Source organism: Marinococcus sp. LNHM3E3-2.2 (assembly GCF_056034385.1).
The window spans coordinates 446,610-461,741 of sequence record NZ_JBQLIC010000001.1 but is presented as its reverse complement, the minus strand read 5'-3'; the positions used below and the strand labels follow the sequence as shown (position 1 = coordinate 461,741).

18 protein-coding genes are annotated in these 15,132 nt (G+C 47.3%); 8 read left to right on the top strand and 10 right to left on the bottom strand.

The window, feature by feature from the left end; translation table 11 throughout:
- Positions 1–202: 202 nt before the first annotated feature.
- Together ACTRXF_RS02350 and ACTRXF_RS02345 are read left to right on the top strand one after the other, a co-directional pair.
- The gene (locus tag ACTRXF_RS02350; protein WP_474260784.1) at positions 203–910 is read left to right on the top strand and encodes a hypothetical protein; all 708 of its coding nucleotides are present in this window, start codon (positions 203–205) and stop codon (positions 908–910) included.
- Positions 911–1,022: 112 nt separating this feature from the next.
- On the top strand, positions 1,023–1,991 hold the full coding sequence (locus ACTRXF_RS02345; protein WP_474260783.1) for a hypothetical protein: 969 nt from the start codon (positions 1,023–1,025) through the stop codon (positions 1,989–1,991).
- Between the two features lie 94 nt (positions 1,992–2,085).
- On the opposite strand, the gene ACTRXF_RS02340 is transcribed toward ACTRXF_RS02345, so the two are convergent.
- Positions 2,086–2,901 carry a hypothetical protein gene (locus ACTRXF_RS02340; RefSeq protein WP_474260782.1) on the bottom strand — a complete coding sequence of 272 codons (816 nt, stop codon included), beginning with the start codon at positions 2,899–2,901 and terminating at the stop codon, positions 2,086–2,088.
- The gene (locus tag ACTRXF_RS02335; protein ID WP_474260839.1) at positions 2,898–2,957 is read right to left on the bottom strand and encodes a hypothetical protein; all 60 of its coding nucleotides are present in this window, start codon (positions 2,955–2,957) and stop codon (positions 2,898–2,900) included. Before ACTRXF_RS02335 ends, ACTRXF_RS02340 begins: the two co-directional genes overlap by 4 nt.
- Positions 2,958–3,158: 201 nt before the next feature.
- Here ACTRXF_RS02335 and ACTRXF_RS02330 point away from each other — a divergent pair, with 201 nt between their 5' ends.
- The gene (locus ACTRXF_RS02330) at positions 3,159–3,734 is read left to right on the top strand and encodes a hypothetical protein (protein ID WP_474260781.1); all 576 of its coding nucleotides are present in this window, start codon (positions 3,159–3,161) and stop codon (positions 3,732–3,734) included.
- A gap of 519 nt (positions 3,735–4,253) precedes the next feature.
- On the opposite strand, the gene glnA is transcribed toward ACTRXF_RS02330, so the two are convergent.
- The 4 genes from glnA to hflX form a co-directional block, all read right to left on the bottom strand.
- Entirely contained in the window at positions 4,254–5,600 is a 1,347-nt protein-coding gene (gene glnA, locus ACTRXF_RS02325; RefSeq protein WP_322524915.1) for a type I glutamate--ammonia ligase, read from the bottom strand.
- Positions 5,601–5,688: 88 nt separating this feature from the next.
- Positions 5,689–6,084, bottom strand: a complete 396-nt coding sequence (locus ACTRXF_RS02320) for a MerR family transcriptional regulator (protein WP_322524914.1) — start codon at positions 6,082–6,084, stop codon at positions 5,689–5,691.
- Between the two features lie 185 nt (positions 6,085–6,269).
- Positions 6,270–7,502 carry a methionine gamma-lyase family protein gene (locus tag ACTRXF_RS02315; protein WP_474260780.1) on the bottom strand — a complete coding sequence of 411 codons (1,233 nt, stop codon included), beginning with the start codon at positions 7,500–7,502 and terminating at the stop codon, positions 6,270–6,272.
- Positions 7,499–8,788 (bottom strand): GTPase HflX, encoded by a 1,290-nt coding sequence (gene hflX / locus ACTRXF_RS02310; RefSeq protein WP_474260779.1) that lies wholly within the window; start codon positions 8,786–8,788, stop codon positions 7,499–7,501. The genes ACTRXF_RS02315 and hflX overlap by 4 nt, the downstream gene beginning before the upstream one ends.
- 109 nt (positions 8,789–8,897) lie before the next feature.
- Here hflX and ACTRXF_RS02305 point away from each other — a divergent pair, with 109 nt between their 5' ends.
- Entirely contained in the window at positions 8,898–9,857 is a 960-nt protein-coding gene (locus tag ACTRXF_RS02305; protein ID WP_474260778.1) for a tyrosine-type recombinase/integrase, read from the top strand.
- A 23-nt stretch (positions 9,858–9,880) separates the two neighbouring features.
- Here the strand turns inward: ACTRXF_RS02305 and ACTRXF_RS02300 are convergent, their stop codons facing one another.
- From ACTRXF_RS02300 to ACTRXF_RS02290, 3 genes are all read right to left on the bottom strand, one after another.
- Positions 9,881–10,195: a hypothetical protein gene (locus tag ACTRXF_RS02300; protein WP_474260777.1), complete on the bottom strand. Its 315-nt coding sequence runs from the start codon at positions 10,193–10,195 to the stop codon at positions 9,881–9,883.
- A gap of 81 nt (positions 10,196–10,276) precedes the next feature.
- The gene (locus ACTRXF_RS02295) at positions 10,277–10,783 is read right to left on the bottom strand and encodes a transposase (RefSeq protein WP_474260776.1); all 507 of its coding nucleotides are present in this window, start codon (positions 10,781–10,783) and stop codon (positions 10,277–10,279) included.
- Between the two features lie 168 nt (positions 10,784–10,951).
- A complete protein-coding gene (locus ACTRXF_RS02290) occupies positions 10,952–11,800 on the bottom strand; it encodes an NAD-dependent epimerase/dehydratase family protein (RefSeq protein WP_474260775.1) in 849 nt (282 codons plus the stop codon).
- Between the two features lie 486 nt (positions 11,801–12,286).
- Between ACTRXF_RS02290 and ACTRXF_RS02285 the strand changes: the two genes are divergently transcribed.
- Positions 12,287–12,619: a YrhK family protein gene (locus ACTRXF_RS02285; protein ID WP_474277717.1), complete on the top strand. Its 333-nt coding sequence runs from the start codon at positions 12,287–12,289 to the stop codon at positions 12,617–12,619.
- 106 nt (positions 12,620–12,725) lie between these two features.
- Here ACTRXF_RS02285 and ACTRXF_RS02280 read toward each other — a convergent pair whose 3' ends face one another.
- Positions 12,726–12,848: a hypothetical protein gene (locus tag ACTRXF_RS02280; RefSeq protein WP_474277674.1), complete on the bottom strand. Its 123-nt coding sequence runs from the start codon at positions 12,846–12,848 to the stop codon at positions 12,726–12,728.
- A 556-nt stretch (positions 12,849–13,404) separates the two neighbouring features.
- On the opposite strand from ACTRXF_RS02280, the gene ACTRXF_RS02275 reads away from it, so the two are divergent.
- From ACTRXF_RS02275 to ACTRXF_RS02265, 3 genes are read left to right on the top strand one after another with little or no spacing between them, the layout of a single operon-like run.
- Positions 13,405–13,728, top strand: coding sequence for a hypothetical protein (locus ACTRXF_RS02275; RefSeq protein WP_474277672.1), 324 nt, complete (start codon positions 13,405–13,407; stop codon positions 13,726–13,728).
- Positions 13,729–13,776: 48 nt separating this feature from the next.
- A complete protein-coding gene (locus ACTRXF_RS02270; protein WP_474260772.1) occupies positions 13,777–14,004 on the top strand; it encodes a hypothetical protein in 228 nt (75 codons plus the stop codon).
- Positions 14,005–14,057: 53 nt separating this feature from the next.
- Complete coding sequence (locus ACTRXF_RS02265; protein WP_474277670.1) at positions 14,058–14,960, top strand: universal stress protein; 903 nt, start codon at positions 14,058–14,060, stop codon at positions 14,958–14,960.
- The last annotated feature ends 172 nt before the right edge of the window (positions 14,961–15,132 follow it).

Genomic DNA, 15,132 nt, shown 5'->3' with positions numbered 1-15,132 from the left:
AAACGTCTTAATTCAACTTCAGTATGAAAGTCATGCAGAGAAGTGTTAGAAAATATCTTTTTATAGCTTTGCCCACCATTAAGATCAAATAATTTTAATTTAAAATCAAGGACTTATGATGCAGGAAATACTTTGAGGGTACGTACGTTTGCTGTTAAAATGAAATAGATTCAATAAATTACATATACAGGGGGGAAATTCCATGAAGAAGTATTTATTAATGGCGGGGATTGCTACTACGACGATTGCGCTAAGCGCCTGTGGCGGTGGTGAGGATTCTGGCTCAGAAAATGGAAACGAGGATTCTTCTAATGAAGAGAGCGGAAGCGACGAAGAGAACAACCAGGAAGAATCATCGGGGGATGAATCTTCTGATAGCGATGACAGCGAAGGCGAAACCATGAGCGAAGAAGAGAACGAGAATCAAGAAGCACAGCCAGGCGATACCGTAGAAAGTGAAGCTGGGTCGTTCAATATGGTTAAACGCACTGACGATATTGGCACGGTTGAGACAGGTCCCCTTGAAGCTACTTTTGAATCTGCAAAAGTGATTGATGGTGAGTTAACAGAAGAATACCAGGATATCTTAGAGACTGACAGCGAAGATCTTACTTACATCCAGTTAGATATGTCTGTCGAAAACACTCAGGAAGAACCTGTTAATTTTTATCCGTCCCAGGCTACTATTACGACAAATAGCGGTGAACAGCTGGATCCAGATGCCTTTTTTGGCGAACACATTAATGGAGAATTCCTGGATGCAGTGACGCAAGAAGGATATAACGTGTATGTGCTTGAAAACTCAGAGGCAGAAGAGATTGAAGAAATCACTGTCCGCATAGGTGCACCCACCGATGAAGATTTTAATGAAGTTGGGGAATCGATCGAACAGACCATTACATTTGAATAAAATATCCACTCCCCTGCTTTACGGCAGGGGTTTTATTCTAATCCTATAAATATTTTGAATCTGAGTATGTTTCAAAGTATTAATATTCCAGAAAGAGCCGGGGTGAATAGCTGTGAATAACTACGAGGCAGTAGATACAGAGCTAAAGAAACATGGGAAATTCGCTTTTAAGACATTAGAAAAAGAAGCAAAACTTCTATCGGAAGAGTTAGAGAATGATGAAAAATTAATTGCTCTATGTGTATCTTCAAAAATGATGGACGATTTTAAATTGCTCGCTTTAACAAATTCTCGATTTGTTTATATTTTTACTACAGGGATCAAAAAACCAAAAGTAATTAATTATTCTACTTCCGAAGGGATATTCGCTAATATTCATTTTGATTCAAAAAAGATTAAGTTTGTTTTTAATGGTGCAAATGAAGAAATGGTTTTGCACTTTCCCAAGAATGAATCGAACTACCAGGCTGCTCAAATTATAGCGAATGAAACAGATAAAAACATAGAAGAAAATTTGGCAGCTCCTGCTTCTGAACTTCCTGAGAGTAAAATATCTAAAAAAGTATCGTTAGAATGCGTAAATGGACATAAAGAGGTTGGTCTCTATGGTAAAGCAGCTAAATTGATTCAACTGGAAACTGGGGATGTTTATTTTAAAGAGTTAGGGAGAAACGCCACTAGCTTTTTTGAATTTTATGACTATGATCGCACTAAGAATATTAAAAGATCACAGTACAAAGCGCTTCAGAGCGCTGATTTAGGGCTTTTTCTTCGCGGAGAGCGAGGGGCTAATGCCATGGCTATTGGTTCCACAGCAGGTGAAGATTTATCCACTGCTGCCCTCTTTCTCGTTAATAAAGAAACGAAAGAGAAGCATGTGGTTATTGCCAAGTGCGACAGTAAAAAGTTCAGCAAATTATCTGAGTTTAAAACATCCGCCCAACTAGATTTTGGCGACTCCGAGGAAAAAGACACAAGTTACGATAAATACGACGAAATTGAGCGCATCTACAACCTCAAAGAGAAAGGAATTCTATCGGAAAAGGAATTTGAAACAGAAAAAGCAAAGTTGCTGAAATAAATCTTATAATTAAGTACGATAAAACAAAAAATAGGACACCAAACCACAGCGTTGTTCCGTCATTCAGTATCCTCCAGTGGGCTGGTAAAACTTATTAATGAATTACTTTGTTTATGAAAATAGCTTGTTCTTTTTCTAATTCACTAATTTTTTTAACTTCGTTTACGATCATATTTTGTCTATAATTAAATTTATTTATTATATTAAAATATAATAACCGATTAATATAATTCACAATGAAAGGGACAAAGGCCACATAGATTGTTTTACTAATATCAGCATCCTTTTGACTGGTCAAAGATGGCAAATAATTCATTTGATTTTTTTTCGTTCTATAGGCTTCTCGCGTAGTAATTAAATGCAAAGATTGATTCAAATAAGTAGAAAGTGTATCAGGCTCATTATCAAGAGCGTACCTCTGTTTATGCAGAATTTTAACTTCCTCTCCAGTTATCCCGTTAAATGTATCTTGATTGGCTTCCACTAGTTGTATCATGTTATCTCTTATTTTTTCTTTCACTTTTTTCTTTGAAGGGTCTATAACATTAAGGTCATTAGAGATCATTGCTTCTACTACTTCTACAGCATTAAAACTTAGATATTCTATACATGCGAGTAAATCTCGAAATGGCTTTCTTATTAGAGAAAATGAGATGCTTAAATCCTTATTTTGAAAAGCTGCATTTGCGTAACTCAAGGAGGTTATTATTTCTTCCAGGCAATCAAAGAATATGATTTCAGCTAAAACACTTTTGTCATTTTCATCTGCTTCAGCAAAAGTTATCCTTGAGTGATGGTTATTTTGATACCTAGAAAAATTTATTAAGTTTTTATAATTCTCCATGTTTCTTTCGATCAATTTTATATACTCTTTTTCTAAATCTTTAGTAATTACGGCGAACTCACTCAAAACTCTTCCCCCTCATCCCATTCCACCCGTTTGACTTTCCCTTGGTGTGTGACAATTCTGGTCTTGCCATGAGCCGGCAGCGTACACGTCCCTGCCCGACCACTAACACCATCGGTTCTTCTGCTTTCAGTATATCAAAATTTAACTACTCTATATGTTTATCCTATGTGATTTTGTGATTTCTCTCATTCGTTTGTTAATCAAAATGTCTCCTTGTGCTAAAATAAATCCAGAAAAAATGTGAAAGGATTTTCATTTTGACTGAGCTTATAAATAATAATTTCGATTCTTTTCTCGCCCTGACCGCTCTATTCATTTCAATACTTTCTCTAGCACGAACAAGAAAAACATTAAATGTTGCTTTTAGCGATTATGTGCAAGACGTACAAAAAGGAGAGATATTCTATGATTTTATAGAATCTGACGGCAGAAATATTATTTTTGAAGCTAGTTGGAAAACTCAAGTACAAATTACTAATCCTAGCAGTATCGATATTGGGGTATTCGATTTAAAAGTTTTTAAAAATAATATACCAGTGAAAATTTATACTCAAGAAACGATCGAACCTTCTGAAGTTGAAAATAATCGTTTAATATTTAAAAAACCAATGTCAGGGCAACAAGAGCTCATTCGTCTCCCTCCAAGTGATGCTTTTACAATAAAAGCTCATTCTAGTTTGGTTCTAGACATAATATTTGTGGATAAAAGAAATTTCGATACGGCTATAGTGACCTTCAATTCAGCAATGCGAAAACACTTTTATGATTATTTTTTATTTCGTAAGAACCCACCATTAAAAGAGTATAAAAAACAATACAATTTAAAAAAATAAAAACCTAAATTTGCCTTATCTTATACTGATCCCAATAATCCGCAAACAATTCGCCTGGTCCACAGATCTCACTCAAGTACAGCCGGCCGGAGCGAATTGCCGTGAATTTCGCATAATACCATTCCAGTCCTTATGCATTCCCCCATTCTCCCTTTAATCAGGTAAGTGTATATTCGTTAACACTGCTTTTTTTCATACATAATACCGCCATATATCCCGCATAAGACTTGATTCGACGTCATATTCTTTTGACACTGTGTCAATGCTTTTACCACTATGTTCTTCCTTCTTAATACATTGTGGAAACGGAGCAGTTCCCCTGTTTTTATTTCGAATCGGTTCTGTCACTGCTCGTTCGAGGTTCCAGTTGCATCGATACGTTACTTTGAATCGTCCTAAAAATTTTTAGGGCAGTTTTGCGGCAGTCGGAGCAAATTCGTTGGATCAGCCCGAAAAATACTATTCTTTATCAAACACAAAAAAAGCCCCACAACCCTATGGTTGCAGGACTTCTGATGATTAATAAGTGGAGAGGTATTGCTCTCTTTCCCAAGGGTGAACCTGGCTGCGGAACATGTCCCACTCGATTTCTTTTGCTTCGGCGAAGTGCTCGATGGCGTGAGGGCCGATCGCATTGACGAGAACTTCGTCGTTCAGCAGGTGCTGAAGCGCTTCGTTCAAGTCTGCTGGAAGGTCCTCGATGCCGAGTTCTTCACGTTCTGCTTTTTCCATCACGTAGATGTTGCGGTCTGTCGGCTCTGGAGCGTCGAGCTTCCGCTTGATGCCGTCCAGGCCAGCTGCAAGCATTGCTGCGATAGCAAGATACGGGTTCGCAGATGGATCCGGGCTGCGCGTTTCAATACGCGTGCTCATGCCACGGGAGGACGGAATACGTACGAGCGGGCTGCGGTTACGCAGGGACCATGCAACGTATACTGGTGCTTCGTAGCCTGGCACAAGACGCTTGTAGGAGTTGATGATTGGGTTTGTGAGCGCTGTGAACGCCTTCGCGTGCTCGAGTGTACCTGCCAAGAACTGCATGGCCGTTGTGCTCAGCTGAGAATCGGTCTTCTTGTCGTAGAACGCGTTCTCTTTGCCTTTGAACAGGGACATGTTGCAGTGCATACCGGAGCCGTTCACACCGAACAATGGCTTCGGCATAAAGGTGGCGTGCAGGCCGTGCTTACGAGCGATCGTTTTAACAACGAGCTTAAACGTCTGAATGTTGTCGCACGCCGTTACAGCATCTGCGTATTTGAAGTCGATTTCGTGCTGTCCCGGTGCCACTTCGTGGTGGGAAGCTTCGATTTCAAATCCCATGTCTTCAAGCTCAAGTACGATGTCGCGGCGGCAGTTTTCACCGAGGTCTGTCGGCGCAAGGTCAAAGTAACCGCCTTTGTCGTTCAGGGTTGTGGTCGGCTCGCCTTTTTCATCGTTTTTGAAAAGGAAGAATTCAGGCTCAGGCCCGATATTGAAGGCGTTGAAGCCTAATTTCTCTGCGTCTTTAAGTACACGCTTCAAAATACCGCGCGGGTCACCCGCAAATGGTGTTGGATCTTCGCCAGGCTTGCCCGGCTCATATATGTCACAAATTAAACGTGCGACTTTGCCTTTTTCCGGGGTCCATGGGAAGACGATCCAGGTATCAAGATCCGGAAAGAGGTACATGTCGGATTCTTCAATACGAACAAAACCTTCGATGGAAGAACCGTCGAACATCATCAGGTTGTCCAGGGCTTTATCAAGCTGGTCCACCGGAATCTCTACGTTTTTAATAATTCCTTGCAAGTCAGTAAACTGAAGACGGATAAACTTAACGTTTTCCTCTTCTGCAAACTTTAAAATGTCTTTTCTCGTGTTTGCCATGTTAATTGTGACTCCTCTCTAAAAAACTAGAATAGTGAATTATTATATCTTTCCCCCGGCCGCAGCCGGAAAAAAGTTAATCCTGCTGTTAGTCGAAAAACCGCGACAGCTGTCCCTGAATCATCGACGGCCGTGAGTATTTGCCTGCCATCATCACTTCCTTGCGGAGGTGCTTGCGCAGTTCACGGTCGGTCATATCGTGATTTCTGGGTGCTGAGGGCTGCTTCGGTTCCTCTGAATACGTTTTTAACTCATAGATTTCCTTGATGCCTGAAAGGTTTACGCCCCGCTCCATCATCGCTTTGATTTCAAGCAGACGGTCCACGTCGCGGAAGGAAAACAACCGCTGGTTGCCTTCGGTCCGTGTCGGAAACACCAGGCCGTGTTCTTCATAATAACGAATCTGCCTTGGGGTGAGTTCCGTCAGTTTCTGGACGATACCAATCGGAAATAAAGGGGTATTTCGGCGTACATGATCATTCATGCGTTACGCCCCCTTTCGTTGAAACTAAGTATATCCTACATGATGTAAGCTTTTCCGTCAAGTTCATGTAAGCTATTTTTACATCAAAATTTTCAGAACTTATTGTATCTTTTACATTTTCACCTATTTTCCGGCAAATGTACAGAAAAAACAGGCCCTCTCACGGAGAACCTGTCCTTCTATCGTTATTGTATCGCTTTTAACGCTTCACTTACGGCAATTTTCACGTGCGTATACGTTAATCCGCCCTGAACGAAGGCCGTATACGGCGGCCGGATCGGGCCATCGGCAGAAAGCTCGATGCTCGAGCCCTGAATGAACGCGCCGGCAGCCATGATCACTTCATCGCTGTAGCCGGGCATGGCGCTCGGCTGCGGGGTCACGCCGGAGTCGACCGGGGAATACTTCTGCACCGCCTGGCAGAACCGGATCATTTTCTCCCGGTCGCCAAACTGCACGGACTGTATCAGGTCGGTCCGCTCCTCCCCGGAGGACGGTGATGCCTGCAGGCCGGCGTCCTCCATCAGCGCTGCGGTCAGCACCGCTCCCTTATGGGCCTCCGCTACGACGTGCGGCGCGAGAAACAGCCCCTGAAACATTTCCTGGAGCATGCCGAGCGTCGCGCCGCCTTCAAGGCCGATGCCGGGAGCGGCAAAGCTTGCGCCCGCCCTTTCAATCAAATCGCTTCGGCCGGCAATGTAGCCGCCGGTACGGGTAATACCGCCGCCCGGGTTTTTAATGAGCGAGCCCGCCATCAGGTCCGCGCCAATATGGCCCGGCTCGGTCGTTTCCACGAACTCTCCGTAGCAGTTGTCCACAAACAGCACAATGTTAGGATACGCCGCTTTGAGCTCCGCCATGTACTCCTTCATTTCCCCGAGGCCGATCGACGGACGATCTTCGTAGCCGCGCGAGCGCTGAAACGCAATCACCTGCGTGTCTGGCGTCACCGCCTTGTGCACGGCGCCCATGTCCACCCGGCCGCCGCCGAGCGGCACCACGTCGCAGCCGATGCCCCATTCGTTCATCGTCCCTGCTTCGCTGCCGTCGAGGCCGATCACCGTGTTCAGCGTGTCATACGGCGTGCCGGTTGCGTACAAAAGCCGTCCACCCGGACGGAGCGCCGCAAACAGCGCCGTACTGATCGCATGCGTACCGGAAATAAACTGCTGGCGCACCATAGCTGCTTCGGTGCCGAACACATCGGCGTAGACCCGGTCGAGCACCTCGCGCCCCGTATCGTCATAGCCGTACCCGGTCGAGTGCTGAAAATGAAACGCCGACACGTTGTGCGCACGGAAAATATCGAGCACCCGCTGCTGGTTCACAAGCTCGCGTTCCGCAATGGCTTCAAGCTGCGGCGCAATCCGGTGCTCGGCCCGCTGCAGCTGTTTTTTTTCCATCGTATCGCGTGTCATTTTGCCCCTGCATCTCCTTTAGCATACTGCTTGATCTCCCGGTGGATCGCCTGGTCACTCTGCACGTACCCGGAAAGAATCCAGCTTTCGTTTTCTTCATCGAGCGTTTCCTCGCGCACGACGGTTTCATGCTTAAACCGCTGCATCACGTGGCCGTCGGCGAGCGGAATTTTCACGTGGTACGGCTGAAGCTGCTCGAGCAGCACGTTCTCCATCGACTCCCGCAGCAGCTCCACGTCTTCGTCCTTACGGGCCGAAATGGAGATCGACGGCTTGTCCACCGCGACGACCGGGCCGTCCTCGGCGGCGTCGCGCTTGTTAACGACCGTAAGCGCCGGAATGTGGCTTGCCTCGAGCTCCTTTAAGAGCCGGCGCACCGTGGCCGCCTGTTCGGCAGCCCTCGGGTGCGAGCCGTCAATCACATGAAGCAGCACGTCTGCTTCCTTTACTTCCTCAAGGGTCGCCTGAAACGCCGCAATCAGCGCCGTCGGCAGGTCCTGAATGAACCCGACCGTATCGGTGACGAGCACCTCCAGACCGGACGGCAGCTCCACCCGGCGCGTTAACGGGTCAAGCGTCGCGAACAGCGCGTTTTCTTCGAGCGTATCCGCTTCGGTGAGCGCGTTTAAAATCGTGGATTTGCCGGCGTTCGTGTAGCCGACGAGTGCAAACTGCAGCACGTTCTTTTCCTTGCGTCGTTCGCGGTACTGCTCGCGGCGGTTTTTCACCTGCTTGAGCTTGCTTCGCACGTCGTCCATCCGCTTCTGGATGTGACGCCGGTCGGTCTCAAGCTTCGTCTCCCCCGGTCCGCGTGTACCGATTCCGCCGCCGAGCCGGGAGAGCGATTCGCCCTGCCCGCGGATGCGCGGCAGCATGTAGTTCAGCTGCGCAAGCTCCACCTGCATTTTCCCTTCGTTCGACGCCGCACGTCCGGCGAAAATATCGAGTATCAGCTGGGTGCGGTCAATAATGTATAGTCCGGTCTGGTTTGTAATCGTGGAAATCTGGCCGGGCGAGAGCTCATCGTTGAAGATCAAAAGATCCGCCTCCTGCTCTTCAGCGGTCGCCACCGCTTCCTCGAGCTTGCCTTTGCCGACGTACGTTTTCGAATCGAGCGAACGCCGGTTCTGCGTCAGCACAGCCGTGACCGTTCCCCCTGCCGTTTCCACGAGCTGTTCAAGCTCGGTAAGGGACGCTTCAAATGTTTCCTGATCAGTATCATCCTTATGGACGGCAATTAGTACAACACGTTCTTTATCTACCTGTTGGTTCTCAAATTCCTGCAATAGTTTAGATCCTCCTGTTTTTCCTGTCCTCTACATACTATAATATGGGTTAAGTGCCAAACAAACAAGCCGCGATGCTTGATCGACAGACAAAGCAGGAGGAATGATGATGAATTTGCAACCCGAGCTTCTTCCGGACGGCATGCAGGCCTTTCTTTCCTTCCTGCAGTCCCGGGGGCGCAAACCGAGCACGCTGAAGCGCTACGAATACGACCTGGCCGACTTTCACCGGTTCATCGATGTAGTGCTCGACGGCGAGGAAGCGGCCGTCAAACCCGACGACATTACCACCTATTTTCATATACTGGCCGAGGAGCGCCACTACCAGCTCCGGACGCTGAAGCGCATCCAGACTGTGCTCGTCCGCTACTTCCGCTTTCTCCGCGATACAAAACGGATCGCCTCCAACCCGATGGCGGAGCTTCCGGTCGATGACAGCGTCTGGAACGTGTTAAAGGAGGAAGAGCTGATTGCCCCGAAGGAAATGAAGCGGCTCATGGACACGCTCGAGTCTGATTCCGGGCTGTCGGATAAGCAGCAGGCCGTGCGCCCGATGCTTGCCCCGCGAAACATCGTGATTTTAAGGCTGTTTTACGACTACGGCCTCCGCATGCACGAGCTTGCCTCAATCCGGATCGAGCACCTGCACCTGACCCGCGGGGAGCTCGACATTACCGAGGGCAACCCGCGGACGCTCCAGCTGACGAAGGAGCTGCAGAAGCAGCTGTACTATTACCTCGACGTGATTCCGCAGGCGGTGCGGCCGTCCTTTGACGGGGAGCCGCTGTTTGTGGCGTTCGACTTTCAGCGCCAGACGTACCGCTGGAGCTATGAGAACGATCAGCCGAAAAATTTAACCGAGGTCGCGATTCAGAAAATGATCCGCGAGGAACGAAAGCGCGCAGGCATCGAGCGGGCGATTTCCGCCACTCATTTCCGCAACAGCTATATCGTGCGTGAACTGGAGAACGGCGTCACGCCGGAAGCGCTGATGGACCGGCTCGGGCTGCAGTCCATGCTGACGCTGACCAAATACATCCGCTATGTTAATGAAGAAGCTGCCGGCTGAGCTGGCAGCTTCTTTTTCACCATTTAACGTTCCCGGTTCTGTTTTTGCTTTTCTTCCTCTTCCCGCTGCACTTCTTTTTTCCGCTGCAGCTGCCGGTGGCCGTACGTCCCCGTAAGCACCGTTTCCTCGTTTTCAAGTCCTGCTCCGAGCGCCCCGATGCATGTCGCAAGCGATGCTGCCAGCCAGGCAAGCGACAGATAGTACGGGAATTCGACGTTTTGGCCTACACCTAAATTGGACTGCAGCATCGACGTCGGAATAAACAAAAATGCAACCAGGAAAAACAGCACAAACAGGATACAGTAGTAGCATATTACCCCGAACCCGATCGTAAGCACCGTCGCCGAGTTGTACAGTCTTCTGATATCCTTCGATCGATTTCGGGACGGGGCTGTCCCAAAAATTGAACGATAGCTCGTTTAAGCGGAAGCTGGAGAATACTCTTCGGCTTCTTTTTTCATGGTTTCCGCTTTCTTTTGCAGATTATGGGCGACGGCTAACAGCCCAAATTCTGTGGTCACCTTGGCGGTGCCCCTTAGCGCAAACCGGCGAAAGCGGCGGTTCGCTTTCAGGTGCCCAAACACACTTTCCGCTTCGATCTTGCGCCGGGCATAGGTCGATGCTCCCTCCTCGCTTGTTAACGCCCGTCGGGCGATCGCCCGGGCCAAATACCACTCCAGGGCGTAAGCATAGATGACGATTTTCGTCATGGTTGGAGGCTGGCAGGCCGGCCGCCCCTGGGAGGTTTCCGGAGGGCTCTCCAACCACTCGGCCAGGCGGTCAATCGTATCATTAACGATCCGTACCAGATCACCGTCGGGGATTCTGGCTTCCAGGGAGGTTGGAATGGTGGCCATCGGTGTGTCTATCATCTGGAAACATAAGAGATCATTCTTTTCGTATGGAGGCTGTCGTGACTTAACCATATCATTAAGGGATCATCTCTTTCTTTATTTGCGCATAGAAAAAGGGGCTGTCCCAAAAATAGGGCAGCCCCTTTTCGTTCTATAGAGTGTTGATTTACTATTATTACCAGAAGCATCTCCAAAATATCAACAGCCTGATTTGTAATTACACAGCGTGATATGAGTGTTTCACTTAATTTTCACGTTGTCACGCCAAAAATGAACCGGCTTCCAGCCCAGCAGTTCTTTTGCTTTATCGCTGTTCAGTAAACTTTCAAATTCGCCGAGATTTTCTTTGATCGGCACGTTTGGAAATTCTGCTTTCATTAAATCACGGCTAGGAATATCCATACTTGTGTCGTCACCGGCAAGATTCAGCTCAACTGCACCAAGTCCCTGCTTCTCTACCGCCAGGCGGCATGCTACAGCAGCATCTCGTGTATCAATGTAACTCCAAAGAATACGGTCCCGCTGGGAAGCATCATGGATAAAGGAAGGGAAATTCTGATACATAGGAGGAGCAATCACGTTTCCGAGACGGAAACTTACTACCTGCATGCCAGTGCGGCGGTGCATCATTTTGGCTGTTTCTTCATTCACTATCTTAGAAAGACCATAAGAATCCTCCGGAAGCTGCGGATGCGCCTCGTCAATAGGCACATATTGCGGATCGAATCGTTCTTTCGCAAAGCATATGCCGTAAGAAGATTCACTGGAAGCCAGAACCGCATTTTTTACCCCGAGCCCTGCTGCTGCTTCCAGCACGTTATAAGTAGCCAAGGTATTGTTGCGGAACGTTACTTCATTTGGATGCGAATAGGCGACTGGAATTGCTGCAAGATGCACCACTGCGTCAGCACCTTGAAGCGCCCCGTATACTTCCCCGAGATCGGTCAGATCTACGATTACCGTATCACAGATATTTCCCTCCGGCTTTTTCACGTCCGCATTCAGTACTTGATAGCCATGAGATACAAATTCTTTTAACACCCATGTGCCGAGCAGGCCGCTTCCACCTGTTACTACAACTTTTTTCATCACTATTCCTCATTCCCTTAAAAAATAAAGCGCTTACGCCAGCAGTGCTATTATAACAGATAAATTAATCAGCTACTTCATAGAATCAATTTCATGCTTATAAGAATTCAGAGTGTTGATTAAGTAAATAAGCATATTTATTCTATTCCTTTTATTTTCTCCTTCGTTTACCGGCGGAAGCTTGCCTGCTCGTCTTCAGCTGTTTCCCATGCCTGCTGTATAGGTACAGCAGGCATGTGTCTGGGTTTCCTCATGCTCTCAGGACCTGTCCAGAAAGTCATTGGACTGGCCCTGAGATACTCCGCTTCGATCCCACCGGCGTCACTGCCGGACACTGCAGAAAAAATAAACTTTTTTATTGGAAAACCTTTTGTGCCCACCTTATGTGCAATGCCTTTTTTAAAATAAAAACGTTTCGTTCCCCGGGAATTCGTTAATATCCATATTGGATGCATTAAAAAATAAAAAGGAGGGCTTTTAGTGCACATGGAAGAAACAGAGCATAACAACGTGCAGGAAAACTCGTCCCGCGAGGCGTATGTGGAAAGCCGAATGAAAAACCATACTCCTTTTTTCAAAAAAATCTACCACACGCTCTATACGATCAACGATTTTCTTTTAGGCTTATGGTTTTTTATCGGCAGTATCTGCTTTTATTTTGAAGGCCCGTGGCGCATTCTTGGGGTGACCCTGTTTGTGGTGGCGAGCTTTCAATTTCTTATTCGGCCGTCCATCCGGCTGATCCATGAATTCCATGCCCGGAAGCATTACGGAAGAGAATATGACCGCAAATACCATCCGGAAAAGCAGGAGTCCTAACACCTCCGCAGCTCCACCAGCTTTACTCCACGCTTTTCCCAGTCGACAGGAAAGCCTCTGCAGCATTGCGCAGCCGGGCTTTCTTTTTAATTTTTTCTGCTGCATTTTACACGTATTCCAGAGCCAGCAGGACCGCAGTAAGACCAATGGCTGCGGCGGCCAGTGTCCCTCCCTGCACGAACCACTCGTACCGGTAATCATCGGGATTATCGCTTTCCCGCTTCCACATATGTACGCTTATCCCCGTATAAATGGCGTAAAACAGTAAAAAGATGATATAAATGGAAGGCTCAAAAAACTCCTGGAAGACGTTTACCAGGACGGTTCCCGCCAGAAACAAAGCGGAGAAGGTGTACCTGATGACAACGTGCATCCTGTTCGCATAGCTTTTCTTTCTCAGGCCGCCGTTTCTCTTGATGTACCACGTCTGGCTCAGCCAGTAAACTGTTCCATACTGCCATTATTTTTACACAGAATCCAATCTTTATTAGACGCTTTCAGTGCCATAACTTCTTCTTATTTCTTTTGCCACGGGCCTTCATTGAATAAAATTCACCTTTGCATTAAAGCATACATTCGGTAAAGTAATTATTTTATCTGTGCATTTAGTCGTGAGTAATTGCTGAGGGACTTTTTATCGATGCAATTCCCTATTTTCAGTGTATACTGGTAATTACAGAGGTATTAAGACCCTGGCACTTATTACTGCTTTTTACATAACCTATATGATTTTTTTATCCTGGCTCGCCTAAGCCGCTAATCAACCACCGGAAGGAGTACTTCGTATGAATCTCTCGGAACAAAAACATCCGCCTGAGCCCTTTCAGGCAGAACGGTACTCGCTCGTCCGATTCGTCTATCTTGCAGAGAATGCAGAACAGCCGAATAAACTGTGGTTTATCGGCAGCGCCCTGGAATTGCAGGAGGAGCTTTTTCTCGAGCATTACACAGAGGTCAGCTTCGAATTGGGAGAGGAAATTCGTTTCCGGCAACTGGTGATGCGCGTGGTGGCTATTGAAGCCGTGCCTCTTTCCTCCTGTCCTTCATACTCGGCGGATGAAAAATTGATTACGTACTATTTGGCCTCGGAGGATTTCCCTCTCATGTGATTTAACCCGCGTCAATGCTTCTCTATACTTTGAAAAAGGGGGAGAATAATGAAACAGCTGATCGAACGTGTGCATAAGGCCGCCCGCACGTATTCTGTTCTGGATTTTGGCGTTTTAAAAATATGCTTGTTTGCGATCGGTCTCTGGACCGGTATAGTGTACGCACGGCCTCTCCGCTCCAGGCTTTGTTTTATACAGAGCACTGCCCTAACCTCCTTCATTTATATTCTGTACACTACCTTTCGCAAAATGTGTACCGGCAGTAACGGAAAATAAGCAGCCCTTTCCACCAATTCACAGATGATGGATGCAAGAAAGGAAGAAGCCTTATGTCCCTCCCTTACCAGCGGATACTTGTCGCTCTTGACGGCTCGGAGGAATCGAAAGCTGGCCTCGCCAAAGGCATTGAGACTGCCCTGGCGTACGGCAGTACGCTCGCCCTCTGTCATATCGTCGACTACCACAGCATCAAAGAACTGCGGAAGCAGTACCCGGATTTAATGCTTCATGCCCTGAATAAACAGGGAAGCGCGATCATCACCGAGGGGAAGGAAACAGCTGAAAACGCAGGCATCGAAAATGTACGCATCTTTATAAAAGAAGGCATACCCAAAACGATCATCACCGGAGATATCGCAAAGTCGTTTCAGCCGGACCTCATCATCTCCGGCGGCTCGGGTGCCGGCACCTCTGAAAAAAAGCGGTTCGGCAGCGTCTCTGCCGGCATCGTCCGGCGTGCTTCCTGTGATGTATGGATTGTAAAAAACAGCGATACTTCCGCGGTGTACCGTTCGGTATTAATTGCTGTCGATGGCTCCGACGTTTCTAAAAGCGCCTTTTTTGCCGGACTGAACATGGCACAGAAACACGAGAGCCGCACGCAGGTCATTTACGTCCTGAATACCCAGTCCCTCTCATCGCTTGAGCCCTACACCAAAGACATCATCAGCGAGTATAAAGCGCGGGCCAATGAGCTGCTCGAGGAGTACCAGACGTTAAGTCAGGCGGAAATCCATGACCTTCAGTCTGTGCACTACTCCGTCGAATACGGCACCCCGAAAACAGTGATCCCAAGCGAAGCTCCCGGCAAATATCAGACGGATCTGATTGTCGCCGGAGCTTCGGGAATGGGTCGCACGCAGCGTTTTATTCTCGGCAGCGTTTCTGAAAACACCGTCCGCCGCGCTTCCTGTGATGTTTTAGTCGTGCGGAATCAGCATCAGCCAGAATGATGAAGCCCTCTCCATTGATTAAAAATTTGATTCTGCACAAGTTTCTGGTGAACCCCTTTTGTACAGGGGTTTTTCTTTTTGCACTGATAGTCTTCTGTAAAAAAATGCATAAACCGCCGTTGACATCTCGAAAAATATTTTATAAAGTAATTGAAGCACACAAATCGTAACA

Coding starts and splice junctions, on each gene's coding strand:
- ACTRXF_RS02350 (WP_474260784.1), top strand. CDS start 203: ATGAAGAAGTATTTATTAATGGCGGGGATTGCTACTACGACGATTGCG.
- glnA (WP_322524915.1), bottom strand. CDS start 5,600: ATGGCAAACACGAGAAAAGACATTTTAAAGTTTGCAGAAGAGGAAAAC.
- ACTRXF_RS02320 (WP_322524914.1), bottom strand. CDS start 6,084: ATGAATGATCATGTACGCCGAAATACCCCTTTATTTCCGATTGGTATC.
- ACTRXF_RS02315 (WP_474260780.1), bottom strand. CDS start 7,502: ATGACACGCGATACGATGGAAAAAAAACAGCTGCAGCGGGCCGAGCAC.
- ACTRXF_RS02305 (WP_474260778.1), top strand. CDS start 8,898: ATGAATTTGCAACCCGAGCTTCTTCCGGACGGCATGCAGGCCTTTCTT.
- ACTRXF_RS02295 (WP_474260776.1), bottom strand. CDS start 10,783: ATGGTTAAGTCACGACAGCCTCCATACGAAAAGAATGATCTCTTATGT.
- ACTRXF_RS02290 (WP_474260775.1), bottom strand. CDS start 11,800: ATGAAAAAAGTTGTAGTAACAGGTGGAAGCGGCCTGCTCGGCACATGG.
- ACTRXF_RS02285 (WP_474277717.1), top strand. CDS start 12,287: ATGGAAGAAACAGAGCATAACAACGTGCAGGAAAACTCGTCCCGCGAG.
- ACTRXF_RS02280 (WP_474277674.1), bottom strand. CDS start 12,848: ATGTGGAAGCGGGAAAGCGATAATCCCGATGATTACCGGTACGAGTGG.
- ACTRXF_RS02275 (WP_474277672.1), top strand. CDS start 13,405: ATGAATCTCTCGGAACAAAAACATCCGCCTGAGCCCTTTCAGGCAGAA.
- ACTRXF_RS02270 (WP_474260772.1), top strand. CDS start 13,777: ATGAAACAGCTGATCGAACGTGTGCATAAGGCCGCCCGCACGTATTCT.
- ACTRXF_RS02265 (WP_474277670.1), top strand. CDS start 14,058: ATGTCCCTCCCTTACCAGCGGATACTTGTCGCTCTTGACGGCTCGGAG.